Source organism: Streptomyces sp. NPDC002209 (assembly GCF_042890265.1).
Classification (GTDB): domain Bacteria; phylum Actinomycetota; class Actinomycetes; order Streptomycetales; family Streptomycetaceae; genus Streptomyces.
Genome location: NZ_JBIARX010000005.1, coordinates 91,572 through 116,765 on the forward strand (window position 1 = coordinate 91,572; position 25,194 = coordinate 116,765).

Sequence of the window (25,194 nt, forward strand, 5' to 3'; positions counted from 1 at the left end):
ATGCTTGGCGCAGATATGCGCAGGTCAACAGAGTGTTGAAGGTCGCTAGGGTCGGCCCGGCATGATGTCGATCTTGTCCTGGAAGCTTGGTGAGTTACGAGTGCAACTGACACCGCACGAGCAGGAACGACTGCTCATCCACGTGGCCGCCGACGTGGCCGAGAAGCGCAGGGCGCGCGGGGTCCTCCTCAACCACCCCGAAGCGGTCGCCCTGATCACCTCGCACATCCTCGAAGGGGCGCGCGACGGGCGGACCGTGGCCGAGCTCATGGCTTCCGGGCGCACCGTCCTCGGCCGCGCCGAGGTGATGGAGGGGATCCCCGAGATGATCCACGACGTCCAGGTCGAGGCGACCTTCCCGGACGGCACCAAGCTCGTCACCGTCCACGACCCGATCGTCTGAAGGGGAGTACCCGCATGATCCCCGGCGAAATCGTCCACGGGGACGGCCCGGTGCGCCTCAATGAGGGCCGTCCCGTCACCCGCCTCACCGTGCTCAACGCCGCCGACCGGCCCGTACAGGTCGGCTCCCACTACCACTTCGCCGAGGCCAACCCCGGCCTCGACTTCGACCGCCGGGCCGCCCGCGGCCTGCGCCTCAACATCGCCGCCGGGACCGCCGTGCGCTTCGAGCCGGGCATCCCGGTAGCCGTGGAACTCGTACCGCTGGGCGGGCTGCGGACCGTACCGGGCCTGCGCGGCGAGACCGGAGGGCCGCTCGATGGCTGAGCTCGACCGCGGGGCGTACGCCGACCTCTTCGGACCGACCGCCGGCGACCGGATCCGGCTCGCGGACACCGACCTCTTCGTCGAGATCGAGCAGGATCTCAGCGGCGGCCCCGGACGCTCCGGCGACGAGGCCGTGTTCGGCGGCGGCAAGGTGATCCGCGAGTCCATGGGCCAGGCCCGGACCACCCGCGCCGAGGGCGCCCCCGACACCGTGATCACCGGAGTCGTCGTCCTCGACCACTGGGGCATCGTCAAGGCCGACATCGGCATCCGCGACGGCCGCATCTGCGGCATCGGCAAGGCCGGCAACCCCGACACGATGGACGGGGTGGATCCCGCACTCGTGATCGGCCCCGAGACCGAGATCATCGCGGGCAACGGGAAGATCGTCACCGCGGGTGCCATCGACGCCCACGTGCACTTCATCTCCCCGACCGTCGTCGACGAGGCCCTGGCCTCCGGCATCACCACCCTCGTCGGCGGCGGCACCGGACCCGCCGAGGGCACCAAGGCCACCACCGTCACCCCCGGCCCCTGGCACCTCGCCCGGATGTTCGCGGCCCTGGAGTCCTACCCCGTCAACATCGGCCTGCTGGGCAAGGGCAACACCATGTCCCGCGAGGCCATGCACTCCCAGCTGCGCGGCGGCGCCCTCGGGTTCAAGATCCACGAGGACTGGGGGTCCACCCCCGCCGTCATCGACGCCTGCCTGAGCGTCTGCGATGAGACCGGCGCCCAGGTCGCCATCCACACCGACACCCTCAACGAGGCCGGATTCGTCGGCGACACCCTCGCCGCCATCGCCGGGCGGACCATCCACTCGTACCACACCGAGGGCGCGGGCGGCGGGCACGCACCCGACATCATCACCGTGGTCTCCGAGCCGAACATCCTGCCCAGCTCCACCAACCCGACCCGGCCGCACACCGTCAACACCATCGACGAACACCTCGACATGCTGATGGTCTGCCACCACCTCAACCCGGCGGTCCCCGAGGACCTCGCGTTCGCCGAGTCCCGGATCCGGCCCTCGACCATCGCCGCCGAGGACGTCCTGCACGACCTCGGCGCCATCTCCATCATCTCCTCCGACGCCCAGGCCATGGGCCGCGTCGGCGAGGTCGTGCTGCGCACCTGGCAGACCGCCCACGTGATGAAGAAGCGGCGCGGCTTCCTGCCCGGCGACGGACCCGCCGACAACCACCGCGCCCGCCGCTACGTCGCGAAGTACACGATCAACCCCGCCGTGGCCCAGGGCCTCGCGCGGGAGATCGGCTCGGTGGAGACCGGCAAGCTCGCCGACCTGGTGTTGTGGACACCGGCCTTCTTCGGGGTCAAACCCGAAGTGGTCATCAAGGGTGGCCAGATCGCGTACGCCCAGATGGGTGATGCGAACGCCTCCATCCCCACCCCCCAGCCGGTGCTGCCCCGCCCGATGTTCGGCGGCCACGGCCGGGCCCCCGGGCTGAACTCGGTCAACTTCACCGCGCAGGCCGCGCTCGACGACGCGCTGCCCGAACGGCTCGGACTCGGCAAGCAGTTCGTGGCGATAGAGAGCACCCGCAAGGTGAGCAAGGCGGACATGCGCAACAACGACGCCATGCCGAGGGTCGAGGTCGACGCCGACACCTTCACGGTCACCATCGACGGGGAGGCCGTGGAGCCCGCGCCCGCGGCGGAACTGCCCATGGCCCAGCGCTACTTCCTGTTCTGACATGGGACCTCTTGCGAAGGGCGCGACCCGATGAGCCGCGCCGCACTGCTCGTGCTCGCCGACGGGCGCTTCCCCGCCGGCGGGCACGCCCACTCGGGCGGGGCCGAGGCCGCCTGCAAGGCCGGCCGGATCCACGACGCCGCCACCCTCGAGGAGTTCTGCCGCGGCCGGCTGCACACGGCCGGACTCGTCGCCGCCGCACTCGCGGCGGCCGCGGCCCTCGGACTCGACCCGGCGGTCCTCGACACGGCCGCCGACGCCCGCACCCCGTCGCCCGCGCTGCGCACCGCGGCCCGGCGGCTCGGCCGGCAGCTGCTGCGGGCCGGCCGGGCCACCTGGCCCGCCGCCGAACTCGACGCGCTCGCCACGGCCTTCCCGCGCGGGGCGCACCAGCCGGTGGTGCTCGGGCTCACCGCCCGGGCGGCCGGGCTCGGGCCGCTGGACGCCGCGCACGTGGCGGCGTACGAGAGCGTCGGCGGACCGGCCACCGCGACCGTGCGACTGCTCGGCCTGGACCCCTTCGAGGCGAGCGGGGTCCTGGCCCGCCTCGCCCCCGAACTCGACGACGTCGCCGCGCACGCCGCGCAGGCCGCGCACCGGGCGCTGTCGCAGGGCCCGGACGCGCTGCCCGCGGCCTCCTCCCCACTGCTGGACATCGCGGCCCAGAGCCATGCCGACTGGCCGGTACGGCTCTTCGCCTCGTGACCGGCTCCCCACCGCTCCCCGACCGCCCCCACGATCGACTCCGGAGACCCCATGCATCTCGACCACGGCGTGACCTACCCCCAGCGCCACACCCACAGCGCCGAGCCGGTACGGGCGGACGGCTCGCGCCGCGCCCTGCGGATCGGCCTCGGCGGACCCGTCGGCTCCGGCAAGACGGCCACCGTCGCCGCCCTCTGCCGCGCCCTGCGCACCGAGCTGTCCATGGCCGTGGTCACCAACGACATCTACACGCGTGAGGACGCCGAGTTCCTGCTCCGCGAGGCCGTGCTGCCGCCCGAGCGGATCAGCGCGGTGGAGACCGGTGCCTGCCCGCACACCGCCATCCGCGACGACATCTCCGCCAATCTGGAGGCGGTCGAGGAGCTGGAGGAGACGGTCGGCCCGCTCGACCTGATCCTCGTCGAGTCCGGCGGCGACAACCTCACCGCCACCTTCTCCCGCGGCCTCGTCGACGCCCAGATCTTCGTCATCGACGTGGCGGGCGGCGACGACATCCCGCGCAAGGGCGGACCCGGCGTCACCACCGCCGACCTGCTCGTCGTCAACAAGACCGACCTCGCCCCCTACGTGGGCTCCGACCTGGACCGGATGGCCCGCGACGCCGCCGAGCAGCGCGGCGAACTCCCCGTCGCCTTCCAGTCGCTGCGCGCGCAGGACGGCGTGGCGCCGGTGGCCGCATGGGTGCGCGAGCGGATCGCCGCCTGGGCCGCGCGGTGAGCCCCACGGCGGCCCCCGCGCCTCCCGCCGCCCCGCCGGCCCCGACTCAGGCCCTGACGCCGGCCCCGGCCCCGTCTGCTTGCGCTGCGTCCGCTCCTCCTGCACCCGCCCTCGCCCCGGCCGGTGTACGGGCCACCGCCCGGATCCGCGCAGTCGCCGACGGCCGCGGCGGTACCGCCCTGCCGCTGCTGGCCGGTGAGGGACCGCTCGCGCTGCGCCGCACCCGCGGCACGGCCGGCGAGGCCGGCGTGATGCTGGTCGGCGCGATGAGCGCCCCGCTCGGCGGGGACCACCTCACGGTGGAGGCCGCCGCCGGTCCCGGGGCCCGCCTCGCCCTGGCCTCGGCGGCCGCCACCCTGGCGCTGCCCGGCCGCGGTGGTGAGCCCGCGCGGTACGACGTACGGCTGACGCTGGCCGAGGACGCGGCCGTACGGTGGCTGCCGGAGCCGCTGGTCTCCGTACGCGGCAGCGATCTGCGGGTGCACACCAGGGCCGAACTCGCCCCCACGGCCCGGCTGCTGCTGCGCGAGGAGCAGGTGCTGGGCCGGACGGGGGAGGAGCCGGGCCTGCTGCACAGCAGGCTCGCCGTGTCCCGGGGCGGGGTCCCGCTGCTGGACCAGGAGCTGGCCTGCGGTCCGGGGGCGCCGGGCGGCTGGGACGGGCCGGCGGGGCTGGCGGGCCACCGGGCGCTCGGTCAGCTCCTGGTCGTGGACCCGGCCTTCGCCGTGTCGCCGCCGGCCGCCGCGGTGCTCGGGGAGTTCGCGGCCGTCACTCCGCTGGCCGGTCCCGCCGTCCTCGTGACGGCTCTGGCCCCGGACGGGCTGCGGCTGCGCGAGGTACTCGACGCGGCGTGGCGCACCTACGGCTGGTAACCGCTGAGCAAACCTGGGACGAATGCGACACCGCTCAGCGGTACACGCCTTTCCGGTTATCGGGTTGGCAAAGAACGCGACCTTGGTCTGTTGTCAGGTGTAGGTCAGACGAAAGGATCCACCTGCACAGACCGACTGCACCGACCAACCCGGCCTCCTCAGGCCGGGCCTGACGCAGGGGGAACAACCACGTGATACGCACTGCAGCGCTGGGGAGCGCTGCCACTCTGATCACCGGAGCGCTGGCCGCGAGCCTGCTGCTGGCCCCGCCGGCCGCCGCGGCTTCGTCCACCCAGAACACCCCGCTCCCGGAGGCGCTGGGCGTCCAGCTCGCCGCGGCCCGCGCCGCCGCCACCGGGATCGAGTGGAAGGACTGCCCCGCGGACTGGGGCTTCGAGGCCCCGATCCAGTGTGGCTGGGTCAAGGTCCCGCTCGACTACGCGAAGCCGTTCGGCAAGACCATCGAGCTCGCGGTCGACCGCGCCGTCAGCACCGGCACCAAGCAGGAGCGCCAGGGCGCGCTCCTCTACAACCCCGGCGGCCCCGGCGGTTCCGGCATGCGCTTCCCGCGCCGGGTCACCACCAAGTCCGCGCTCTGGGTGAACAGCTCCAAGGCGTACGACTTCGTGGGCTTCGACCCCCGCGGCGTCGGCCACTCGGCGCCCATCTCCTGCATCGACCCGCAGGAGTTCGTCAAGGCTCCCAAGGCCGACCCGGTCCCGGACACCAAGGCCGACAAGAACGCCCAGCGCAAGCTCGCCGCGGAGTACGCGGACGGCTGCAAGGAGCGCAGCGGCGACATGCTGCCGTACATGACCACGCCGAACATCGCGCGTGACCTGGACGTCATCCGTGCCGCCCTGGGCGAGAAGAAGCTGAACTTCATCGGCGTCTCCTACGGCACCTACATCGGCGGGGTCTACGCGACCCTGTTCCCGACCCACGTGCGCCGCATGATCGTCGACAGCGTCGTCAACCCGGCGCAGGAGAACATCTGGTACGAGGCGAACCTCGAGCAGGACGTCGCCTTCCAGATGCGCTGGAACGACTGGCAGGACTGGGTCGCCAAGAACGACAACGTCTTCCACATCGGCGACACCCGCGCCAAGGTCGAGGCCAAGTGGCAGGAGCTGCGCGCCAAGGCCAAGGCCAACCCGCTCGGCGGGGTCGTGGGCCCGGCCGAGCTCATCGGCTTCTTCCAGGGCGCCCCGTACTACGACTCCTCCTGGGTGCCCGTCGCCCAGGCGTTCAGCGCGTACGTGGCCGGTGACGAGAAGCCGCTGATCGAGGCGATCTCCCCGGACATGTCCGACATCAAGGGCAACATCGCCTCGGAGAACGGCAACGCGGTGTACACCGCGGTCGAGTGCGCCGACGCCAAGTGGCCGACCAGCTGGGCCAAGTGGGACAGGGACAACAGCAAGCTGCACGAGAAGTACCCGTTCCTGACCTGGTCCAACGCGTGGATGAACCTGCCCTGCGCGACCTGGAAGTCCAAGCAGAGCAAGCCGATCGAGGTCGGTGCCAAGCACGGCCTGGCCCCGGTCCTGATCGTCCAGTCCGAGCGTGACGCGGCCACGCCGTACGAGGGTGGCGTCGAGCTGCACCGCCGCCTCGCCGGCTCGCGCCTGATCACCGAGCAGAACGCCGGCTCGCACGGTGTCACCAGCCTGGTGAACCCCTGCATCAACACCCGGGTGGACGCCTACCTGCTCGAGGGCAAGGTCGACGCCGCGGACGTGAAGTGCGGTCCGCACGCCACTCCGGTCGCCCCGGCCCCGGCCACGGCGAAGTCGCTCGCCACGGCCCCGGCGTCGGCCCTGCCGGCGCTGGAGGAACTGCCCGCCGTCCGCTAAGGCCTGCGGTGGCATGAAGCAGTACTGAGCACGGCCGGCACAGCACAACACGGCACGGCACAGCACGGGAGAAGGCTCAGCGCGTCTTGCGCCGGGCCTTCTTCCGCGCTTCCTCCTCCTCCGCCTTGACCTCGGCGGCGTACCGGTCGACGTACTCCTGGCCGGACAGCCCGAGGACGGCGTACATGATCTCGTCGGTGACGGCCCGCAGCACGGCCCGCTCGCCCTCCAGCCCCGCGTACCGCGAGAAGTCCAGCGGCCGGCCGAAGCGGATCGTCACGCGCCGGATGTTCGGGATCTTCTGCCCGGGCGGCTGGATCTCGAAGGTGCCGACCATCGCGCACGGTACGACGGGCACCCCGGCCCCGAGCGCCATCGCGGCCACGCCCACCTTGCCCTTGTACAGCCGCCCGTCGTGCGAGCGGGTGCCCTCGGGGTAGATGCCCAGCAGCTCGCCCTTGGCCAGTACTCCGAGCCCCTCGCGCAGCGCGGCCTGTCCGGCGTCCTTGCCCGACCGGTCCACCGGGATCTGCCCGGCAGTGCGGAAGAAGAACGCGGTCAGCCGCCCCTTCACCCCGGGGCCCGTGAAGTACTCCGCCTTCGCGAGGAACGTGATCCGGCGTTTGAGGATGGCCGGCATCAGGAAGTGGTCGGAGAAGGACAGGTGGTTGCCCGCGATGATCGCGGCCCCTTCCGGCGGGATGTTCTCCAGTCCCTCGATGCGCGGGCGGAACAGCAGCCGCAGCAGCGGACCGAGCAGCACGTGCTTGAGCAAGAGGTAGAACACCGGGGCATTTTCCCTTCACCTGGGCGTCAGGTCAGTGTGCCGTACACGGTGCCGGATGGGCATGGCGCACCGGAATCCGACGGCCTCCGCAGGAACGGACGGCGTTGCCGGGAGTTCCTGCGGAGGCCGGCCGGACTCGGCAGAAAGCGCCGGACCGGAGGAGGGGCAGGTGGTGCGGGTGCGTCGGTTCACGTCTTGCTGGACGCCGCCATGCCGGCGGTCAGCAGCCCGAGGACCACCCAGGCGAACCACAGCCAGCCGTTGCTGCCGAGGGCCACGGAGTACGTGGCGACGGCCACCAGAGCGGCGAAGGTCATGACGGCCATCGCCTTAACGGATCCGGTCATGCCCCATGGTCGCGCGCGGAGGTGCTCCTCCGCTACTGGCCACGCGCTTGGAGCGAGGCGAGATAGGAGTTGTACGCCTCCAGCTCCTGGTCGCCGTCGCGGTCCGCGGCCCGGTCCGCGCGCTTCGCCGCCCGCTGCTCGGAGTGGTACCACTGGTAGACCAGCGCGATCAGCACGAGCACCGACGGGATCTCGCTGAAGGCCCAGGCGATGCCGCCGCCCCACTGCTGGTCGAGCAGCGGGTCGATGCCGAGGGAGGCCGGCGGGTTCGCGTACGTCTTGATCATCGGCTCGCTCGCCATCATCACGGCGATGCCGAAGAAGGCGTGGAACGGCATGCCGGCGAAGAGCTCCAGCATCCGCATCACGTAGCCGGGGCGGTGCGGGCCGGGGTCCACGCCCATGATCGGCCAGAAGAAGATCAGGCCGACGGCCAGGAAGTGCACCATCATGCCGATGTGCCCGGCCTTGCTCTCCATGAGGAAGTCGAAGAGCGGCGTGAAGTAGAGGGCGTAGAGGCTCGCGATGAACATCGGGATGGTGAACACCGGATGGGTGATCACCTTCATGTAGCGGCTGTGCAGCAGCATCAGCAGCAGCTCGCGCGGTCCCTTGCGGCCGCGGGCGGCGGGCGGCAGCGCACGCAGCGCCAGCGTCACCGGTGCGCCCAGCAGCAGCAGGATCGGCGAGAGCATGCTGATGACCATGTGCTGGACCATGTGCACGCTGAACATGACCATGCCGTAGTCGTTCAGCTTGGTGCACATCATCAGCGCGATGCTCAGCACGCCGGAGACGAAGGCGATGGTCCGGCCCAGCGGCCAGGCGTCCCCGCGCCGGCGCAGCCGCACCACGCCCCACAGGTACAGGCCGAGGCCGACGAGCGAGCCGATCAGGAAGAAGGCGTCGAAGGAGAACTCCAGCCCGCGCCCGAGAGTGAACGGCGGCAGGTCCATGTCCATGTGCATGTCCATGCCGTGACCGCTGTGATCCATCTGTTCACTCCCTTGACCTGTGGTGCCCCACCACAGTAATGCCGCCCCCGGACGCGAAATCGTCCGGGGGCACCCGTTAAGGGAGTGACGCGCAGAAGGGGGGAAACATCACAGAACGTTCTGCGCCTCGTCGTAGCGCTCCGCCGGGACCGTCTTGAGGGTCTGCACGGCGTCGGCGAGCGGGACCATCTCGATCTCGGTGCCGCGCAGCGCGGTCAGCATCCCGAACTCGCCGCGGTGCGCCGCCTCGACCGCGTGCCAGCCGAAGCGGGTGGCCAGGACCCGGTCGTACGCGGTGGGCGTACCGCCGCGCTGGACGTGGCCCAGGATGACCGGGCGGGCCTCCTTGCCCAGGCGCCGCTCCAGCTCGACCGCGAGCAGGTTGCCGATGCCGGCGAAGCGCTCGTGGCCGTACTGGTCGGTGCCGCCTTCCCGGAAGTCCATGGAGCCGGCGCGCGGCTTGGCGCCCTCGGCGACCACGACGATCGCGAACCGCTTGCCCGCGGAGAAGCGCTCGCCGACGATCGCCGTCAGCTCGTCGATGTCGAAGGGGCGCTCCGGGACGACGATGGCGTGCGCGCCGGCCGCCATGCCCGAGTGCAGGGCGATCCAGCCGGTGTGGCGGCCCATGACCTCCACGACCATCACGCGCTGGTGGGACTCGGCGGTGGTCTTCAGCCGGTCCAGGGCCTCGGTGGCGACCCCGACGGCGGTGTCGAAGCCGAAGGTGACGTCCGTCGAGGCGATGTCGTTGTCGATGGTCTTCGGGACGCCGACGATCGGCAGCCCGGCCTGCGAGAGCAGGTTCGCGGCCTTCAGCGTGCCCTCGCCGCCGATCGGGATGATGGCGTCCAGGCCGAGGTCGGCGACGTGCCCACGGGCCCGCTCCACGCCGTCGCGCAGGTGCGCGGGCTGCACCCGGGAGGAGCCGAGGATGGTGCCGCCGCGGGCCAGGATGCCGGCCACGGCGTCGAGGTCGAGCTTGCGGTAGTCGCACTCCAGCAGGCCGCGCCAGCCGTCGTGGAAGCCGATGACCTCGTCGCCGTGGTCGACGACGGAGCGGTGCACGACGGAGCGGATGACGGCATTGAGGCCGGGGCAGTCGCCGCCGGAAGTGAGCACACCAATGCGCATGGCAGGAAGAACCTTTGCAACGTGGGCCGACGACCGGACCACGTCGTCCGGTTGGAACTACGGCCACCCTACAAGCGGTGGAGCGGTGGACTGAACCATCCTCCACATGCTGGTCATGATCGTCGTACGAAACCACGTCGGCCCGGTTCCCCCTAGGGAAAACCGGGCCGAACACATGATTGCGGGGCCGCCCCGATGAGCGGTCCGCGCGGTGTTACGCGGGCTGCGTGGCCGCCGCGATGCGCTCGGCGCGCAGCGCCTCGTACCACCGGTCGTCGATGGGCGGCAGCGCGTTCACGTCGAGGGCCAGCTTCAGCAGCAGGTCCGCGATCTGCGGGTTGCGGGCCATCACGGGGCCGTGCATGTAGGTGCCGAAGACCGTGTCGTTGTACGCGCCCTCGGTGCCGTCGCCGGTGCCGTTGCCGCGGCCCATCGAGACCCGCGCGAACGGGCGGGCCGTCGGACCGAGGTGCGTGACGCCCTGGTGGTTCTCGAAGCCCGTCAGCTGGGGCAGGTTCAGGCGCGGGTCGATGTCCGCGAGGACGTCGCCGACGCACCGCTCGCCCTCGCCGCGCACGGTGACCACGTCCAGCAGGCCGAGGCCCTCCTGGCGCTCGCCCATGTCGTTGACGAACTCGTTGCCGAGGATCTGGTATCCGGCGCAGACGGAGAAGACGATCGCCCCGTTCGAGACGGCCCGCTCCAGACCGCCGTCGCGCAGCAGGCGCTCCGCGGCGAGCCGCTGCGGGCGGTCCTCACCGCCGCCGATCAGGTAGATGTCGCCCGAGGTGGGGATGGGCTGGTCGCTGCGCACGTCCACGCGCTGCACGTCCAGGCCGCGCTGGCGCGCCCGGCGCTCCACCACGAGGGCGTTGCCCTGGTCTCCGTACGTGCTCAGCAGGTCCGGGTAGACCCACACCAGACGCAGGCTGTTGTCGCTCATGCTCTTGTCCTTGAGGGTTCTAGTTGCCGACGCGGCGGCGCACGTCCTGGAAGGCGGTGTAGTTGGCGATCAGCTCGATCTGCCCGGGCGGCGCCAGCTGCACGGCCTCGTCGAGGGTCTCGCACACCCGGAAGTCCAGGCCCGCGACCTCGAGGCGGACCGCCAGGTCCAGCTTGCGGTCGCCGATCACGAAGATCGGGTGACCGGCCAGGCGCGGGTAGTCCACGTCCCAGAGCCAGGAGGTGTCCGTGCCGTCGGCGCCGCGCGCGTTCACCGACAGGATCACCGGCGTCGGCGGCGGGTCGATCAGCGAAAACGTTTCGAGCCAGCCCGCCGGGTTCTTGGCGAGCAGCAGGCGCAGCTCGCGGCCCTGGAAGTTGACCACGTCGTAGCGGCCGGCGACGGCCTGCACCTGGTACATCCGCTCCAGGGCGACCTGCGGCGGGACGCCGAACACGGCGGCCACGGCGGCCGAGGTGGCGGCGTTCGCCTTGTTGGCGCGGCCGGGCAGCTGGAGGTGGATCGGCCAGGCCGAGCCGTGCGGGTCCAGCACGTGGTCCCCGGACAGCACCCAGCTCGGGGTGGGGCGCCGGAAGCCGCACTCGCCGCAGAACCAGTCGTCGCCGGGGCGCTGCATGACGCCACCGCAGGAGGGGCACGACCAGGCGTCGTCCTTCCACTCCTGGCCGGCGGCGACCCACACCACGTTCTGCGAGGAGGAGGCCGACCACACGATGAGCGGGTCGTCGCAGTTCGCGACGATGACGGCCTTGGAGCCCTGGAGCCCCTCGCGCCACTTCTCCGCGAGCATGCGGGTCTCGGCGGCGCGGTCCAGCTGGTCGCGGGAGAGGTTCAGCAGGGCGATCACCTTGGGGGTGACGTCCCGGGCCACCCCGGCGAGGTACTTCTCGTCCACCTCGATGACGCCGTACTTGGCGTCCGAGCCGCCCGCGAGGGCGGAGGTGATGCCGGCCGGCATGTTGGCGCCGAGGGCGTTGGAGACGACCGGGCCGCTGGCCCGCAGGGCCTCGGCGATCAGCCGGGTCGTCGTGGTCTTGCCGTTCGTCGCGGAGACGAGGACGACGTCGAGATGCTGCGCGAGCGCTCCGAGAAGATCGGGGTCGAGTCTGAGTGCGACCTTGCCACCGATCACCGATCCGCTTCCGCGTCCCGCGGCCCGCGACACCGCCGCCGCGGCCTTGCCCGCCGTCACGGCCAGCTTGGCCCGCGGCGAAAGCGGCTCTGTGTTGCCTGCCATCGTCCCTTGTCCTCCTTGCGTCGGTCGGCCCCAGCCTATCCAGTACCGGCCGGGGCCTTGACCGCGGCGCCCCCGGGGCGCCGCGGATCTCCTCATATATTCGCCCGTCGTACCCTTACGGCCATGCGACAGCGCCCCATTCCCGGTACCACCGGCCTCGTCCGCACCATGAGCCTGCTGGGTGATCCGGTTCTCCACTCGGCCTGCGCGGAGGTCACCGCATTCGGCCCGGCCCTCGACCGGCTCATCGAGGACATGTTCGCGACGATGTACGCCGCCGAGGGCGTCGGCCTCGCCGCGAACCAGATCGGCGTCGCACAGCGGGTGTTCGTGTACGACTGCCCCGACGACGAGGACGTGCGCCACGTCGGGCACATCGTCAACCCGCGCCTGGTGGAGACCGACGGGGACGAGTTCCGCGGCCCCGAGGGCTGCCTGTCGCTGCCGGGTCTGGAGGCGGGCACGGTCCGGTACGACCGCGCGGTCGTCGAAGGGGTCACCTCCGACGGCGCGCCCGTACGGATCACCGGCACCGGGTTCTTCGCCCGGTGCCTCCAGCACGAGTGCGACCACCTCGACGGCACGGTCTACGCGGACCGCGTCACCGGGCTGCGCGCCCGGCGGCTGCGGCGGGCGATTCGCAAGACGCCGTGGGGCGCGCGGGCCGCGGCGGCCCCGCAGGACTGAGCCGGGTCCCCGGCCGGGGACCCCGCTCCCTAGAAGCCCGGGCCGTCCAGGCGGTTGCCGGCGGTGGCCAGCCGGCCCCACAGCAGGTCGGTGAGTCCGGTGACCAACTCCGCACGCTCGCACGGGCGCTCGCCGAGCCACCAGTCGCCGGCGGCGTGCATCATGCCGACGATGCCGTGGCCCCAGATGCGGGCCAGGCGTTCGCCGCCGGGGCCGAGGTCCACGCGCTCGCCGATCACCTGGGCGAGCTCCTCGCCGAGCCGGCGCAGCAGCGGGGCCGAGTGCAGGCCCACGTCGAAGCCGCGCTCGGCGGCGTGCGAGTCCTCGGCCGGGTGCATCAGGAACCGGTACACCTGCGGGCGGGCCTCGATGGCCGTGAGATAGGTGTCGAGGGTGGACTCCACCCGGCTGCGGCGCTCGGCCGGGGCGTCGAGCGCGGCCCGCAGCGAGTCGAGCAGGGCGTCGGTGTGCCGCACGGCGAGGGCCTGGTAGAGCCCCGCCTTGTCGCCGAAGTGCCGGTAGAGGATCGGCTTGGTGATGCCGGCCTCCGCCGCGATGGCGTTCATGGAGGCCTTGGGGCCGTCCCGGAGGACGACCCGGTCCGCCGCTTCGAGCAGCTCCCGCCTGCGGCGCTCGGCCGCTCCCGGTTCGCCGGCCTGCTGAGTGGTCTCCATGACGTGTTTCTCTCCCCGCCCTTGCGATGGTGCGTGACGCCCACGCAACGTAACACCCCGCACACCCTCGTGAAGGAATCGGCCGCCCCGCGGGCGATGCTGCTTGACAGTCCCTACTCGTCGGTAACAGACTGTGGCCACCGTAGGGGTTACCGCTAGTAACGCACTGGTGGATGCACAGCTGGAGGGGACATGGCGGAGTTCACCATGGAGCTCAATGACGACCAGAAGCAGGTGCGGGACTGGATCCACGGCTTCGCGGCCGAAGTGATCCGGCCCGCAGCCGCGGAATGGGACGAGCGCGAAGAGACTCCGTGGCCCGTCATCCAGGAGGCCGCGAAGCTCGGGATCTACTCGCTCGACTTCTACGCCCAGCAGTTCTTCGACCCTACCGGCCTCGGCATCCCGATGGCGATGGAAGAGCTGTTCTGGGGCGACGCGGGCATCGCCCTGTCGATCGTGGGCACCGGGCTCGCCGCCATCGGCGTCGTCGCCAACGGCACCGAGGAGCAGATCGGCACCTGGATCCCGCAGATGTACGGCACCCCGGACGACGTGAAGGTCGCCGCCTTCTGCTCCTCCGAGCCGGACGCCGGATCCGACGTCGGCTCGATGCGGACCCGGGCCGTCTACGACCAGGCCAAGGACGAGTGGGTGCTCAACGGCACCAAGACGTGGGCGACCAACGGCGGCATCGCCAACGTCCACATCGTCGTCGCCGTCGTCGACCCGGAGCTCGGCACGAAGGGGCACGCCTCCTTCATCGTGCCGCCGAACACCCCGGGCCTGTCCCAGGGGCAGAAGTTCAAGAAGCACGGCATCCGCGCCTCGCACACCGCCGAGGTGGTCCTGGAGGACGTCCGCGTCCCCGGCTCCTGCCTGCTCGGCGGCAAGGACAAGCTGGACGAGCGCCTCGCGCGGGCCCACGAGCGGGCCAGGGCCGGCGGCGGTGGCGAGCGCGTGAAGAACGCCGCCATGGCCACCTTCGAGGCCTCCCGCCCGGCGGTCGGCGCCATGGCCGTCGGCACCGCGCGCGCCGCGTACGAGGTCGCCCTCGACTACGCCAAGACCCGTACCCAGTTCGGCCGCCCGATCATCGACAACCAGGGCATCGCCTTCCAGCTCGCCGACATGCGGACCTCCATCGACGCGGCCCGGCTGCTGGTGTGGCGGGCGTCGTGGATGGCGGTCGCGGGCAAGCCCTTCACCTCGGCGGAGGGCTCGATGTCGAAGCTGTTCGCGAGCGAGGTCGCCAAGAAGGTCACCGCCCAGGCGGTCCAGATCCTCGGCGGCAACGGCTTCACCCGCGAGTACCCGGTGGAGCGCATGCACCGCGACAGCGCGATCTACACGATCTTCGAGGGGACCAGCGAGATCCAGCGCCTGGTGATCGCCCGCACCATCTCGGACATGCCGATCCGCTAGCGCGCGGCCGGTACCGGCGGCGGCCCGGACACCCGGCGGTGTCCGGGCCGCCGGCCTGTCAGCGCAGCGGCGTCAAACAGGTCAGGGTCCACCCGTCGGCGCTGTACTCCGGGGGCGCGAGGAAATCGCGCGGGGCGCAGGTGCCGCCGGGCGCGTCCGCAGGCCGGGTGGCCCGGTACTCGGCGTTCGCCGAGCCGCAGTCCGTGGTCAGCAGCTTCATGTCGTGCAAGTCGCCCTCGTTGCGGACGCACTGCCCCGTGATCAGCGCGGGCGGCTTCTCGTCCCCGGCCGCCAGGCCGATCAGCACGAGCGTGGGCGGCGTCAGGGCGATGAGCACGATCACCACGAGGAAGGCCAGCGCCAGCGGACGGCGCAACAGCGGCTTGCCCGGCTCCAGTGCGGGCCGGAAGCCGCCCGTCGGGGGAGCGAGCCCGAGGAAGGCCGCCCGCGCGCCGAGGTTCATCAGCAGGGTGACCGGCGTGATGAAGAAGGACAGCGGGCCCCACCAGCCCTGCCAGAGCGTGTCCGCGGACATCCTGCGGTAGGTGGCGAGTCCGCAGTCGCGGCAGAACGGCCCCTCCTGGCGCAGGAACCGCATCAGCACGAGCATGCCCTGGTGCCCGCGTACGGTGGCCGGCGCGGCCGGCAGGCCACCGCACAGGCGGCAGCCGTACGCGGCCTGCGGCAGCGGGTGGTGGCCGTAGGGGCCCGCCGCCTGCTGCGGCATCGTGTACGGGGCGTAGGGGCCGCCCTGCTGCGGGGTGTACGGGTGGTACGGGCCGGCGCCGTGCTGCGGTGGCGGAGTGGCCACGGGTCTCTCCTCGGTCTCGCGGTGATCACCGGGCGGCGGTGATCACGGCACCCTAGCCCGCGCCCGCCCGCGGCAGCCGGGCGACGGCCCGGGAGGGGCGCGTCGCCGAACGTGATCCTGCCCACGCCCGGGGACGCCGTGAACGGCGTTCCGACGCGCGTCGCCGGCGCCGCCGCGATGATCGTCCGCGCGGGCGGGACCCGTGCGCCGTGGCGTACCCGGTCCGCTGCCGCCGGCCTCACCCCGAGGGCGGCAGAGGCGTTCGGTGAACGATCCGGATACCGGGCATGAGCGCATGGTAATCGGGCATACACACCCTGAACTGGACCCCCGAAATGGGTTCCGTCCGGGGGCGGCGATCAGTAATACTCACCGCCACCGTGGATCGCGGATTCGACCGGGTGACCACCGGCCCTCCCGCCCCACTTTGCGAGGAGGTGCGCCATGTGCTCCCACCAGCCCCCCTGCCCGTCCGCCGACAGCGCCGATCACGACGCCGCCCGCACCGTGGCCTTCCATCCCGAACAGGGCTGGAGTCTGCTCTGCAACGGCCTGGTGATCTTCGACGATACCGGTGAGCTGCTCCCCGACGGCCGCGCGGTGGAACCACGCCGCCCGGCCCTGGTCTGAGCGAGGAGGCCGCATGCGCCAGCAGCTGATCCGCAAGCCCGTCCCCAAGCCCGCACCCCGAGACCTGGACCTGCGCACACCGTCGGGCAGACCCCTCCCGTACTGACGGGAGCCCCGGCGTTACGCGGCCCCACCGGCTGGAGTTCAGCCGGTGGACGCCGCCGTCCCACCCAGGAACGCGGCCTCGTAGGCCTCGTCGCCGATCGCCGCGCGGGCCTGCCGCTCGCCCCGGTCCCGCAGGGCCGTCAGCGAGGGTGAGCCCATCTGCGGCCGGCCCACCGTGCGCCACCAGGCGTGCCCCGTGCCCAGCAGCCGCGCCGCGAGCTCCCCGTCGCCCAGGGCCGCCACCGCCGCCGCGAGCAGGTCCAGGCCGAGAGCTATCCCGAACCGGTCGCCGAGCAGCCGCTTGCCCGAGAGCATCGCCCGTACGTGGCGTGCCGCCTCCCCGTGGTGGCCGAGCCCGAGCGCCGCGACCGCCAGCACGTAGTCCGCGTACGCCCGCAGCCAGCGCTCGCCCAGCTCCGCACAGGCCTCGCGCAGCCGCCGCGCCTCCTCGGTGGCCTCCTCGAAGCGCTCCAGGTCGCACAGGGCGTAGCTGGTGGCCAGCCGGCACAGGAGCCAGCCCGGGCCGCTGGTCCGTCCGCCGTGGCCGGCCCGTGCCCGGGGCCCGGCCAGCTCCAGCGCCCGTACGGGATCCCCGGGCATCAGCACCGACACCGCGTGCAGGTAGGCCGCGCGCAGCTCCGGCTCGGGATCCGCCAGCCGGGCCGCCGCACGGGTGCACTCCGCGCCCAGCTCCCGGGCCGCGTCCATGTCCCCCTGGAGCAGGGCGGTCAGCCCGAGGGCCCACACGGCCTGGGCGTACGCGGCCCCCGTGCCGGGGGCCGTCTTCAGCGCCCGTTCCAGGAAGCCCCGGCCCTCGTGGACGTGCCCGCACGAGAACCAGAAGAACCACAGGGCCCCGGCCATCTCGAGCGCGGCCGCCGGGTCGGCGCCGAGGAGGTGCTCCAGCGCCGTCCGCAGCTGCGCGTGCTCGGCGGTCATCCTGCGGTACCAGTCCACCTGGTCCGGGCTCAGCCAGCCCCGGTCGGCGGCCTGGGAGAGCGCCGCGTACCAGTGCGCGTGCCGGTCGGCGACGGTCTGCACCTCGCCGAGCTCCGTCAGCCAGTCGTGGCCGTACTCGCGGATCGTGTCCAGCATCCGGTAGCGGGCGCCCGCGCCGCGCTCCTGGCTGCGCCGCACGACGGACTTGGCCACGAGCCCCGCGAGCACCCGCTCCACCCGGGAGGCGGGCAGCGGGCCGCCCGAGCAGATAGCCCGGGCCGCGGCCACGTCGAAGTCCCCGGTGAAGACGGACAGCCGGGCCCACAGCAGCCGTTCCACCGGCTCGCACAGCTCGTGGCTCCAGCCGATCGCGGTGCGCATCGTCCGGTGCCGGGGCTGGAGCACGGGCCGGGTGTCGGACAGCACGGAGAAGCGGGCGCCGAGGCGCTGCGCCATCTGCTCCAGCGTCCACAGCCGCAGCCGGGCGCCGGCGAGCTCCAGGGCCAGCGGGATTCCGTCGAGGCGCCGGCAGACCTCGGCCGCCAGTTCGGCCCGTTCGCGGTCCTCGAAGGCGGCGGCGGCCTGCGGGGTCGCGGCCACGGCGCGGGCACGGAACAGGGCGAGGGCGTCGCTGTCGGGTCCCTCGCAGGGCAGCGGGCAGACCTCGACGACCTTCTCGCAGGGGCTGCCGAGGGGTTCGCGGGAGGTGACCAGCACCGTCAGTCCGGGTGCGGACTGGAGGAGCTCGCCCACGAGATGGCGGCATTCGGCCACCATGTGCTCGCAGGTGTCGAGGACGAGGAGCAGCTCCTTGTCGGCCATCCACGCGCACAGCTCCTCGTCGAGGGGGCGGGCGGAGTGGTCGGCGAGGCCGACGGCGTGGGCGACGGTCATCGTGAGCAGGCCGGGGTCGCGCAGGGGCGAGAGCTCCACCCACCAGACCCCGTCGGGCCGGTCCTGTTCGGGGTCGGTGACGGCCCGCAGGGCGAGCCGGGACTTGCCGACGCCGCCCACCCCGGTGAGGGTGGTCAGCCGGCGGGAGCGCAACAGGCAGTGCAGTGCGGCGAGTTCGCCCTCCCGGCCGATGAAGCCCGCCGGGTCGGGCGGCAGGTTTCCCGGCAGGGCGCCGCGAGCCGGCTCGGGATCGCCGTCGGCCTCCGCGGAATCCGGCTCTTTTCTGTTGAACGCGTACTCACCGAACACGGATGTATTGTGCGCGATCTTCTTGTCCGGTAGTGCCGTTCGGTCCCTATTGCTGTCACGTTGCCGGGACATCCGCCGTCCGCCTCATGCCACGAGTACGATGCGCCGTTCCGCGGAGAACGCCCCCCAGTTGCCGTCGGGCAGCCTGGCGCGCAGCTTGAGCGTCCACTGCGTGCCGGCGGGCTCGGTCACCGTGAGCCGGTGCTCCACCCGGGTGGCCCCGGACGGGGGAACCGCGCCGGCGCCGAACTGGATGACGGTCACGGGCCTTCCGTTGACGTGGAGTTCGTACTCGGCGGTCGGGCGGCCGGTGTCCGGGGCGGTCCAGGTCAGCGTGACGGCGCCGGGGGAGGCGGTCGCGGTGAACTGGCCGGGCGCGGTGCCCGGGCCCTGGCCGGCGGACGGCGGCGTGGTCACGTCCACCGCCGGGCCGTCGGGGGAGGAGTTGTCCGCGCCGTCGCGGGCACGGACGGTGAAGGTGTAGACGGTGTCAGGCTGGAGGCCGGTCAGGGTGGTGCTGCTCTCGCCGGGGCCGGCCGTGTGGATCCGGACGCCGCCCTGGTAGACGTCGTACGCGGTCACGCCGGTGTCGTCGGTCGCGGCCGCCCAGGACAGGGTGGCGGCCCGGGGCCCGTCGGCCCGGCCCGTGGTGCGGGCCGGGGCGGTGGGCGGCAGGCGGTCCTCGGCCTTGGCCGCCGCGGTGGTGGCTTCGGCGGACGCGCTCGGGGCGGAGGCGTTGCCGGCGGCGTCCCGGGCCCGGACGGTGAAGGCGTACGCGGTCTGCGGGGCGAGGCCGGTGATGTCCACCATCGTCCTGTCGGCCGGGAGTTCGCGCACGAGACGGCCCGCCTGGAACACCTGGTAGTTGGTCACCCCGTCGGCAGGGGCCGCCGCCTGCCACATGACGTGCACGGAGGTGGCGCTGCCGGCCTGCGCCGTGATCCCGGCGGGGGCCGCCGGTGGCGTCGTGTCGGCCGCGGTGCAGGCGGTGAGCCCGGTGGCGGCCAGGCAGAGGGCGAGCAGGGGGGCGGTGCGTCGCACGGGGGGCCTTCCTCGGCATCCGCTTCCTCGTAAAGGTCTAGACATATATGGCACGGGCGCGGGCGGTGCGGCAATACCCGGGAGGAGATCGTCAAGCACCGATCGCCCGTCACGGACGGTCAACACCCGTACGGCGGACACGGGTTTCGCCCGAAGGCACCCCTTCCTGCGCCACGATGGCGCCGCCTAAGGAGGTATCGATGGTGATTTCGCTCTCGGTGGTCGTGCTGCTCCTCGTCCTCGCGTGGATCTTCATGCGCAGCGGCGGCCTCAAGTTCTCCCACGCCCTCGTCTGCGCGCTGCTCGGCTTCTACCTCGCGAGCAGCAGCATGGCGGCAACCATCCACGACGGCCTGTCGGCCACGGCCCAGGTGGTCTCCGGCCTGCGCCCGTAGGCCGGCGGCCGGCCCGCCTTGATCAACTGTTGCGCCTTCGTGAATCATCCGGCTCTTCCATGGACTCCTCGTGCGGTGCGATCTAGCGTCTGGCGGCGGCGCGATGTCATACGCACTGTCAATAAAACTGAAGAGAACGGAGGAAGTCCGGATGTTCCGAAGAGCGCTGAACTGCGCCGTGGTCCCCGCCCTCATCGTGTTCACCGCGATGTACGGGATCTCCCCGGCGCAGGCCGAGGAGATACCCCAGGCACCCGGCCACCGCCTGGTCAGCCACTACGACGGCGCCCCCGCGGCCGCCGCCCCGCTGCCCGGCGAAGCCCCGCCCCAGCACCCCTTCCTCGCGCCCAACGGCCGCAGCGGCATGCATTCCGACGCCGGGGGCAGCGCCACCTCCCCCTGGTCCGGGCCGCTCGGCAGGAACCCGCGGGTGACCAGCGAGAAGATCGCGGCACTCGGCGGCGAATGCGCCACCGCCACCTTCGACGCGGGCGGCAGGCTGGTCACGGTGTGCGGCACCTTCTCCGGCTTCAAGGTCAAGCTCCTCGATCCCCGCACGCTGGCCACCCTCGCGGAACACCAGCTCCCGCAGCGTTCCTCGACGGTCGAGGCGATCACCTCCCTCGACTTCTCGAAGATCTTCAAGGACACCTCGGGCGGCGCGTACTTCTACCTCGACCACGAGGACCGGGCCGTCCTGGCCGACTCCCGCCAGCACATCCTGCGCCTCTCGCACACGCAGCAGCCGGACGGCAGCTGGACGTTCGCCGTCGACGACGACTGGGACCTCACCGGCCAGGTCCCGCACGACTGCGTCACCTGGACCAATCTGCGCCCCAGCGGCACCTGCGACCCCGTCACCTCCGTGATGCCCGACTGGAACGGCCGCATCTGGTGGGTCACGCGGCAGGGCCGGGTGGGCACCGTGGATCCCGGGACCTCGCAGATCCGCTCGGTCCGGCTGCCGGGCGAGGAGATCCAGAACTCCTTCTCGGTCGCCGAGGACGGTGTGTCGATCGTCTCCGACCACGCGCTCTACAGCTTCCGCGCCGCCGCCGACGGCACCCCCGAAGTGCAGTGGCGCCAGACCTACGACCGCGGTACGGGAACCAAACCCGGCTCCGTGAACCAGGGTTCGGGCACCACCCCGGACCTCTTCGGCAACGGCTACGTCGCCATCACCGACAACGCCGACGACCGCATGAACGTCCTGGTCTACCGGCGCGGCGCGGACGTCCCGGCCGACCGGCGGCTGGTCTGCAAGGTCCCGGTGTTCGCCCGCGGAGCCTCGACCACCGACAACTCCCTGATCACCTGGGGCAACAGCATCGTCGTCGAGAACAACTACGGCTACGAGAACCTCACCAGCCTGCTGCTCGGCAAATCGGTCGTCGGCGGTATCAGCCGGATCGACGTCCGCGCCGACGGCAGCGGCTGCGACACGGTGTGGCAGAGCGGCATCCGCGCGCCCTCCGTCGTCCCGAAGCTGTCCACCGCGAACGGGCTGCTCTACTTCTACGAGAAGGAGCCCAACGCCCTGGGCATCGACGCCTGGTACCTGACGGCGGTGGACTTCCGGACCGGCGAGCGCCGCTGGCGGCAGCTGACCGGCACCGGGCCCCTGTACGACAACAACTGGGCGCCGATCACCCTCGGCCCCGACGGCACGGCGTACGTCGGCGTCTTCAACGGCATCGTCGCGGTCCGCGACGGCGGCTGAGGCCGACGGCAGCGAAGCTGGCCGGCACGCGATCCGTGCCGGCCGGCCCCCCTCACTCCCCGGGCCGTTCGGGCCGCCACAGCGGGTGTTCGCGCTCGGCCCACGCGCGGCCGACGGACCCCGTGCGCAGCCCGCGCCGGGCCTCGGGATCGGCCAGGGCCTTGCCGATGTGAGCGGCGAGCACGAGCCCGACGGCGAGGGCAAGCCAGTCGTGGACGAACGTGGCGGCGGTGCGCCGGACGACCGGGACGAGGCCGGTCCACCACATGAGCACGCCGGTGCCCGCCATCACCAGCACCGCCCCGGCCAGCCAGCCCGCGTACACCTTCTGCCCGGCGTTGAACTTCCCGGCGGGCCGCGCAGCCCTCCGGTCACGCCGCAGGGCGGCCCGCAGCCAGACCCGGTCGTGCGGCCCGAACCGGCCCAGGCGCCGCAGATCCGCCCGGAAGGCCCGCGAGGCGAGCCCCAGCAGGAACGGCAGGACGAGCAGCAGCCCGGACCAGACGTGCACGGTGACGACGAGGTGGCGGCGGCCGACGAGTTCGGCGAGCTGCGGGAGGTACAGGCAGGCCGCCGAGGCGGTGCACAGACCCATCAGCGCAGCGGTGGCCCGGTGGATCCACCGCTCGGCGCGGCTGAACCGGCGGACCCGCCCGGGCTGCGGGGCGCGCTCCGGCGCGGGCTCAGACCGTAGGAGCATCGTCGCGTCCGTTCGACCGGCCGACCCAGGCGTCGACCTCGTAGCCGAGGCGCTCCCAGTAGCCGGGTTCGACGTCACGGGTCAGGGTGATGCCGGAGAGCCACTTCGCCGATTTGTAGAAGTACATGGGGGCGACGTACAGCCGGACCGGGCCGCCGTGGGAGTGGCCCAACGGCTGGTCCTGCATGCGCAGCGCCACCATGACGTCGTCCCGGCGGGCCTGGGGGAGCGTGAGGCTCTCGGTGTACGTGCCGTCGAAGCAGCTGAAGCGGATCGCCCGGGCCTCGGGTCGCACCCCGGCGGCGTCGAGCAGCCTGGCCAGCGGCACTCCCTCGAACGGGGTGCCGGGAACCCGCCAGCCGGTGACGCACTGGACGTCCCGTACGACCCGGGTCTGCGGAAGCCGCTGCAGTGCGTCGAGGGTGTACGCCATGGGGCGGTCGACCAGGCCGTCGACGGTGAGCCGGTAGTTCTCGGGCCCGCGTCGGGGGACGGAGGAGGCCACCGAGTAGTAGCGGAACCCGCCGCCGTTCGGCAGCAGGCCGGTGAGGCCGGTGGGGTCCTTGTCGGCGGCCGCGCCGAGGAAGGTCTCGAAACCGCCCTGGAGGTAGGGGGCGCCGACCAGTCCGGCCGCGCCGAGCCCGACCATGCCGAGGACCAGGCGGCGGCCGACCGGCGCGCCCTGACCGTCGGGGTCGGGGTCGGGCGGGGGCGGTGCGGGTACGGGTGCGGGTGCTGGGCTCACGGGCCGATTCGACCACCGGCGGCGGCCCCGCACCAGGGCCGGCGGGTGTCCGTCAGACTTCCGTCACACCTTTCCCGCCTCCCGTGCGCGGTCTACGCCTTCCAGAAGAAGACGGCGGTCATCCGCTTCTCCTCCAGGGTCTGCCCGAAGTACCCGGTGGCGCTGTGGATCAGGTTCGCGGAGTAGAGCAGCAGCCGGTTGGCGCGGTGGGGGACCCGTACGTCCTCGGTGAAGGAGTCGGGGGACACGAAGCGGGTGCCCAGCGCGTCGACCAGGTTGTTGTGCGGTGCGATCACCTGGTTGCCCCCGAGGGCGCCGCCGGGCAGGCTCTGGCGGTAGAAACTCGTCCCGCAGTCCTTCGGGACCTTCGGGTTGAGGTAGAGCACGGCGGCATAGCGGCAGAGGGTCCGCGAGTCGGTGTGCGGGCGCGGCTCGGACTCGCCCTCGCCGACGACCTGGACGCAGTTGTGGTTGAACGTGCCGGCCCCCGCGGGCCGCTCGGCCCAGATCCTCGGGGCGCCGGTCGACTTCCGCACCAGCCGCTCCACCAGGGCCAGTTCCTCGGGCTCGAGACCCGGCATGGCGCGCAGTCCCGGCCAGCTCTCGGGCTTGTGCGGATAGCCCTCGGTCCAGTCGTCCTTGGCCAGGCAGCGCTGCCGTACGGCGTCGGGATCCGGCAGCACGTCGTCCAGTACCCAGTAGTCGCGCCCGCGGGTCGGCTTGCGGTACGGGAGGACCGGGAGGGGAGGAGGAGGTAGGGGCATGGGAGGGACCGTAGCCACCGGCCGCGGTGCGGCTCGCTCCGGAGCCGGTCAACGTTCCGTCAAGTGTTCCCCATGGACGCCGAGATGGGGCGGACACGCCCGGGGGCGCCCGTCGCCGGGCGGAGCGGGTGGTTCACTGGCGGCATGCCGCTCGAAAACTACGGAGTGCTGTCCGGAACCCTGCACCGCCACTTCCGTGAACGGCCGGACGACCAGGGGCGATGGTTCCGCGTCCACCTGGAGGTCGACGCCCCCGCAGGCCGCTACGCATGCGCCGTCGACGTCGACGGCAGGAACGCCACGGCCGGGATCCGGTGGAAGGTCTTCACCCTGCACGCCTCGGTGCTCGACCCCGTCGCCTCGCCGGCACCCGGGTACCGCGATCTCGCCCGGGCCTCCGGTTCGGGCGCGCTCGACCAGCTCCGACACCCGGCGCTCGCGGACCGCCCCGGCTGCCTCCTCGGCGGACACCCGCCGCAGTGGTACCAGCGCATCCTGGACCGGCTGAACCCGCCCCGGCCCTGGATCTCCGGCTCCTGCCTGGAGGCCTCCGAGGCGCTGGAGCCGATCCTCGTCCCCGGCCGACCGGTCCTGGTCTTCGGCGAGCCCTCCGCCGAGGGGCTCGGCATGCACAACATCCACCGGAACCAGGGCGATCCGTACGGCAGCCGGTGGTGGGCGGACAACGGCGTCTGGCAGGACGGGGCCGTGCTGACCCGGCGCCCGGACGGCCTGTTCGACGTGTTCGTCTCCGCGTTCTCCACCCAGACGGAACCCACCGACGCCGACGGCCACCCGGTCCAGGCGCCCTAGGCCGTCTCTTCCGGATCTTGCCTGACCTGCGCTGCCCGGCAAGATCCTAAAGAGACGACCTAGACGTGGTGCGGGCGGCGGGCCGCCACCGCCGCGCACGCTGCCGCGAGCGGCAGTTCCGCGCACAGGGCCAGGACCAGGGCCGTTGCCCGGGCACTGCCCGGAGCCGAGGTCGTCACGTCGAACCAGGCGTCCGCCACCAGCAGCGCGGCCGTCGCCGCGGCCAGCGGCGCCGCGCGCGGATCGTGCCGTCCCAGCAGCAGACCCGTACCGCTCAGCCCCGCGGCCAGCATGGCGTCCAGCCCGATCCAGGCGGTGGACCAGTTGGAGACCTCCGCGGTCTGCGGCAGCGTCTTCGACAGCACCACCATCCAGGGCAGGAGAGCCACTCCGGCTCCGCCGAGCAGCGTGGCCAGCCGGGGAGCGCGGCGGGCCCGGAAGCGCGGGGCGACGAGGGTCATGGC

Annotated in this window: 27 protein-coding genes; 13 read left to right on the forward strand and 14 right to left on the reverse strand. The window is 72.4% G+C overall.

Going from position 1 to position 25,194, the window contains the following annotated elements:
* Positions 1-100 precede the first annotated feature (100 nt).
* The 7 genes from ACFYXK_RS12040 (at position 101) to ACFYXK_RS12070 (ending at position 6,614) form a co-directional block, all read left to right on the forward strand.
* The gene (locus ACFYXK_RS12040) at positions 101-403 is read left to right on the forward strand and encodes an urease subunit gamma (protein WP_030300160.1); all 303 of its coding nucleotides are present in this window, start codon (positions 101-103) and stop codon (positions 401-403) included.
* Between the two features lie 14 nt (positions 404-417).
* Positions 418-729, forward strand: a complete 312-nt coding sequence (locus ACFYXK_RS12045) for an urease subunit beta (protein ID WP_267000816.1) — start codon at positions 418-420, stop codon at positions 727-729.
* Positions 722-2,443 (forward strand): urease subunit alpha, encoded by a 1,722-nt coding sequence (locus tag ACFYXK_RS12050; protein ID WP_389411029.1) that lies wholly within the window; start codon positions 722-724, stop codon positions 2,441-2,443. Before ACFYXK_RS12045 ends, ACFYXK_RS12050 begins: the two co-directional genes overlap by 8 nt.
* 30 nt (positions 2,444-2,473) lie before the next feature.
* Positions 2,474-3,148 (forward strand): urease accessory protein UreF, encoded by a 675-nt coding sequence (locus ACFYXK_RS12055; RefSeq protein WP_389411030.1) that lies wholly within the window; start codon positions 2,474-2,476, stop codon positions 3,146-3,148.
* Positions 3,149-3,199: 51 nt separating this feature from the next.
* Entirely contained in the window at positions 3,200-3,886 is a 687-nt protein-coding gene (ureG, locus tag ACFYXK_RS12060; protein ID WP_389411031.1) for an urease accessory protein UreG, read from the forward strand.
* Positions 3,883-4,758 (forward strand): urease accessory protein UreD, encoded by an 876-nt coding sequence (locus tag ACFYXK_RS12065; protein ID WP_389411032.1) that lies wholly within the window; start codon positions 3,883-3,885, stop codon positions 4,756-4,758. The genes ureG and ACFYXK_RS12065 overlap by 4 nt, the downstream gene beginning before the upstream one ends.
* A 191-nt stretch (positions 4,759-4,949) precedes the next feature.
* A complete protein-coding gene (locus ACFYXK_RS12070) occupies positions 4,950-6,614 on the forward strand; it encodes an alpha/beta hydrolase (RefSeq protein WP_389411033.1) in 1,665 nt (554 codons plus the stop codon).
* Between the two features lie 76 nt (positions 6,615-6,690).
* Here ACFYXK_RS12070 and ACFYXK_RS12075 read toward each other — a convergent pair whose 3' ends face one another.
* The 6 genes from ACFYXK_RS12075 to ACFYXK_RS12100 all read right to left on the reverse strand — a co-directional run bounded on the left by ACFYXK_RS12075 (position 6,691) and on the right by ACFYXK_RS12100 (position 12,078).
* Positions 6,691-7,401 carry a lysophospholipid acyltransferase family protein gene (locus tag ACFYXK_RS12075; RefSeq protein WP_389411034.1) on the reverse strand — a complete coding sequence of 237 codons (711 nt, stop codon included), beginning with the start codon at positions 7,399-7,401 and terminating at the stop codon, positions 6,691-6,693.
* Between the two features lie 188 nt (positions 7,402-7,589).
* Complete coding sequence (locus ACFYXK_RS12080) at positions 7,590-7,748, reverse strand: hypothetical protein (RefSeq protein WP_266669261.1); 159 nt, start codon at positions 7,746-7,748, stop codon at positions 7,590-7,592.
* Between the two features lie 32 nt (positions 7,749-7,780).
* Positions 7,781-8,743, reverse strand: coding sequence for a cytochrome c oxidase assembly protein (locus tag ACFYXK_RS12085; RefSeq protein WP_389411035.1), 963 nt, complete (start codon positions 8,741-8,743; stop codon positions 7,781-7,783).
* A 108-nt stretch (positions 8,744-8,851) separates the two neighbouring features.
* Positions 8,852-9,877, reverse strand: coding sequence for a 6-phosphofructokinase (locus ACFYXK_RS12090; protein WP_389411036.1), 1,026 nt, complete (start codon positions 9,875-9,877; stop codon positions 8,852-8,854).
* 214 nt (positions 9,878-10,091) lie between these two features.
* Positions 10,092-10,820 (reverse strand): glutamine amidotransferase, encoded by a 729-nt coding sequence (locus ACFYXK_RS12095; RefSeq protein WP_327131155.1) that lies wholly within the window; start codon positions 10,818-10,820, stop codon positions 10,092-10,094.
* Between the two features lie 19 nt (positions 10,821-10,839).
* Complete coding sequence (locus tag ACFYXK_RS12100; RefSeq protein ID WP_053790204.1) at positions 10,840-12,078, reverse strand: MurT ligase domain-containing protein; 1,239 nt, start codon at positions 12,076-12,078, stop codon at positions 10,840-10,842.
* A 123-nt stretch (positions 12,079-12,201) separates the two neighbouring features.
* On the opposite strand from ACFYXK_RS12100, the gene def reads away from it, so the two are divergent.
* Positions 12,202-12,765, forward strand: coding sequence for a peptide deformylase (gene def / locus ACFYXK_RS12105; protein WP_389411037.1), 564 nt, complete (start codon positions 12,202-12,204; stop codon positions 12,763-12,765).
* 29 nt (positions 12,766-12,794) lie between these two features.
* Here the strand turns inward: def and ACFYXK_RS12110 are convergent, their stop codons facing one another.
* Entirely contained in the window at positions 12,795-13,439 is a 645-nt protein-coding gene (locus ACFYXK_RS12110; protein WP_030300130.1) for a TetR family transcriptional regulator, read from the reverse strand.
* Positions 13,440-13,631: 192 nt separating this feature from the next.
* Here ACFYXK_RS12110 and ACFYXK_RS12115 point away from each other — a divergent pair, with 192 nt between their 5' ends.
* Positions 13,632-14,864, forward strand: a complete 1,233-nt coding sequence (locus tag ACFYXK_RS12115; RefSeq protein WP_389411038.1) for an acyl-CoA dehydrogenase family protein — start codon at positions 13,632-13,634, stop codon at positions 14,862-14,864.
* Positions 14,865-14,922: 58 nt separating this feature from the next.
* Here the strand turns inward: ACFYXK_RS12115 and ACFYXK_RS12120 are convergent, their stop codons facing one another.
* Positions 14,923-15,675: a hypothetical protein gene (locus ACFYXK_RS12120; protein WP_389411039.1), complete on the reverse strand. Its 753-nt coding sequence runs from the start codon at positions 15,673-15,675 to the stop codon at positions 14,923-14,925.
* Between the two features lie 444 nt (positions 15,676-16,119).
* Here ACFYXK_RS12120 and ACFYXK_RS12125 point away from each other — a divergent pair, with 444 nt between their 5' ends.
* Positions 16,120-16,305 carry a DUF5999 family protein gene (locus tag ACFYXK_RS12125; RefSeq protein WP_030300124.1) on the forward strand — a complete coding sequence of 62 codons (186 nt, stop codon included), beginning with the start codon at positions 16,120-16,122 and terminating at the stop codon, positions 16,303-16,305.
* A gap of 144 nt (positions 16,306-16,449) precedes the next feature.
* Here ACFYXK_RS12125 and ACFYXK_RS12130 read toward each other — a convergent pair whose 3' ends face one another.
* Positions 16,450-18,552 carry an ATP-binding protein gene (locus tag ACFYXK_RS12130; RefSeq protein WP_389411040.1) on the reverse strand — a complete coding sequence of 701 codons (2,103 nt, stop codon included), beginning with the start codon at positions 18,550-18,552 and terminating at the stop codon, positions 16,450-16,452.
* Positions 18,553-18,636: 84 nt separating this feature from the next.
* Positions 18,637-19,593 carry a fibronectin type III domain-containing protein gene (locus ACFYXK_RS12135; protein WP_389411041.1) on the reverse strand — a complete coding sequence of 319 codons (957 nt, stop codon included), beginning with the start codon at positions 19,591-19,593 and terminating at the stop codon, positions 18,637-18,639.
* A 200-nt stretch (positions 19,594-19,793) separates the two neighbouring features.
* Between ACFYXK_RS12135 and ACFYXK_RS12140 the strand changes: the two genes are divergently transcribed.
* Positions 19,794-19,988, forward strand: coding sequence for a hypothetical protein (locus ACFYXK_RS12140; protein ID WP_053790200.1), 195 nt, complete (start codon positions 19,794-19,796; stop codon positions 19,986-19,988).
* A gap of 151 nt (positions 19,989-20,139) precedes the next feature.
* On the forward strand, positions 20,140-21,708 hold the full coding sequence (locus ACFYXK_RS12145) for a hypothetical protein (protein WP_389411042.1): 1,569 nt from the start codon (positions 20,140-20,142) through the stop codon (positions 21,706-21,708).
* Positions 21,709-21,760: 52 nt separating this feature from the next.
* On the opposite strand, the gene ACFYXK_RS12150 is transcribed toward ACFYXK_RS12145, so the two are convergent.
* The 3 genes from ACFYXK_RS12150 to ACFYXK_RS12160 all read right to left on the reverse strand — a co-directional run bounded on the left by ACFYXK_RS12150 (position 21,761) and on the right by ACFYXK_RS12160 (position 23,917).
* The gene (locus ACFYXK_RS12150; RefSeq protein ID WP_389411043.1) at positions 21,761-22,408 is read right to left on the reverse strand and encodes a cytochrome b/b6 domain-containing protein; all 648 of its coding nucleotides are present in this window, start codon (positions 22,406-22,408) and stop codon (positions 21,761-21,763) included.
* Positions 22,392-23,057, reverse strand: coding sequence for a molybdopterin-dependent oxidoreductase (locus ACFYXK_RS12155; protein ID WP_389411329.1), 666 nt, complete (start codon positions 23,055-23,057; stop codon positions 22,392-22,394). The genes ACFYXK_RS12150 and ACFYXK_RS12155 overlap by 17 nt, the downstream gene beginning before the upstream one ends.
* 188 nt (positions 23,058-23,245) lie before the next feature.
* Positions 23,246-23,917, reverse strand: coding sequence for a DUF6445 family protein (locus tag ACFYXK_RS12160; RefSeq protein ID WP_389411044.1), 672 nt, complete (start codon positions 23,915-23,917; stop codon positions 23,246-23,248).
* A 144-nt stretch (positions 23,918-24,061) separates the two neighbouring features.
* Here ACFYXK_RS12160 and ACFYXK_RS12165 point away from each other — a divergent pair, with 144 nt between their 5' ends.
* Positions 24,062-24,730: a DUF2278 family protein gene (locus ACFYXK_RS12165; RefSeq protein WP_389411045.1), complete on the forward strand. Its 669-nt coding sequence runs from the start codon at positions 24,062-24,064 to the stop codon at positions 24,728-24,730.
* A gap of 59 nt (positions 24,731-24,789) precedes the next feature.
* Here the strand turns inward: ACFYXK_RS12165 and ACFYXK_RS12170 are convergent, their stop codons facing one another.
* The gene (locus tag ACFYXK_RS12170; RefSeq protein ID WP_389411046.1) at positions 24,790-25,191 is read right to left on the reverse strand and encodes an LPXTG cell wall anchor domain-containing protein; all 402 of its coding nucleotides are present in this window, start codon (positions 25,189-25,191) and stop codon (positions 24,790-24,792) included.
* Positions 25,192-25,194: the final 3 nt, after the last annotated feature.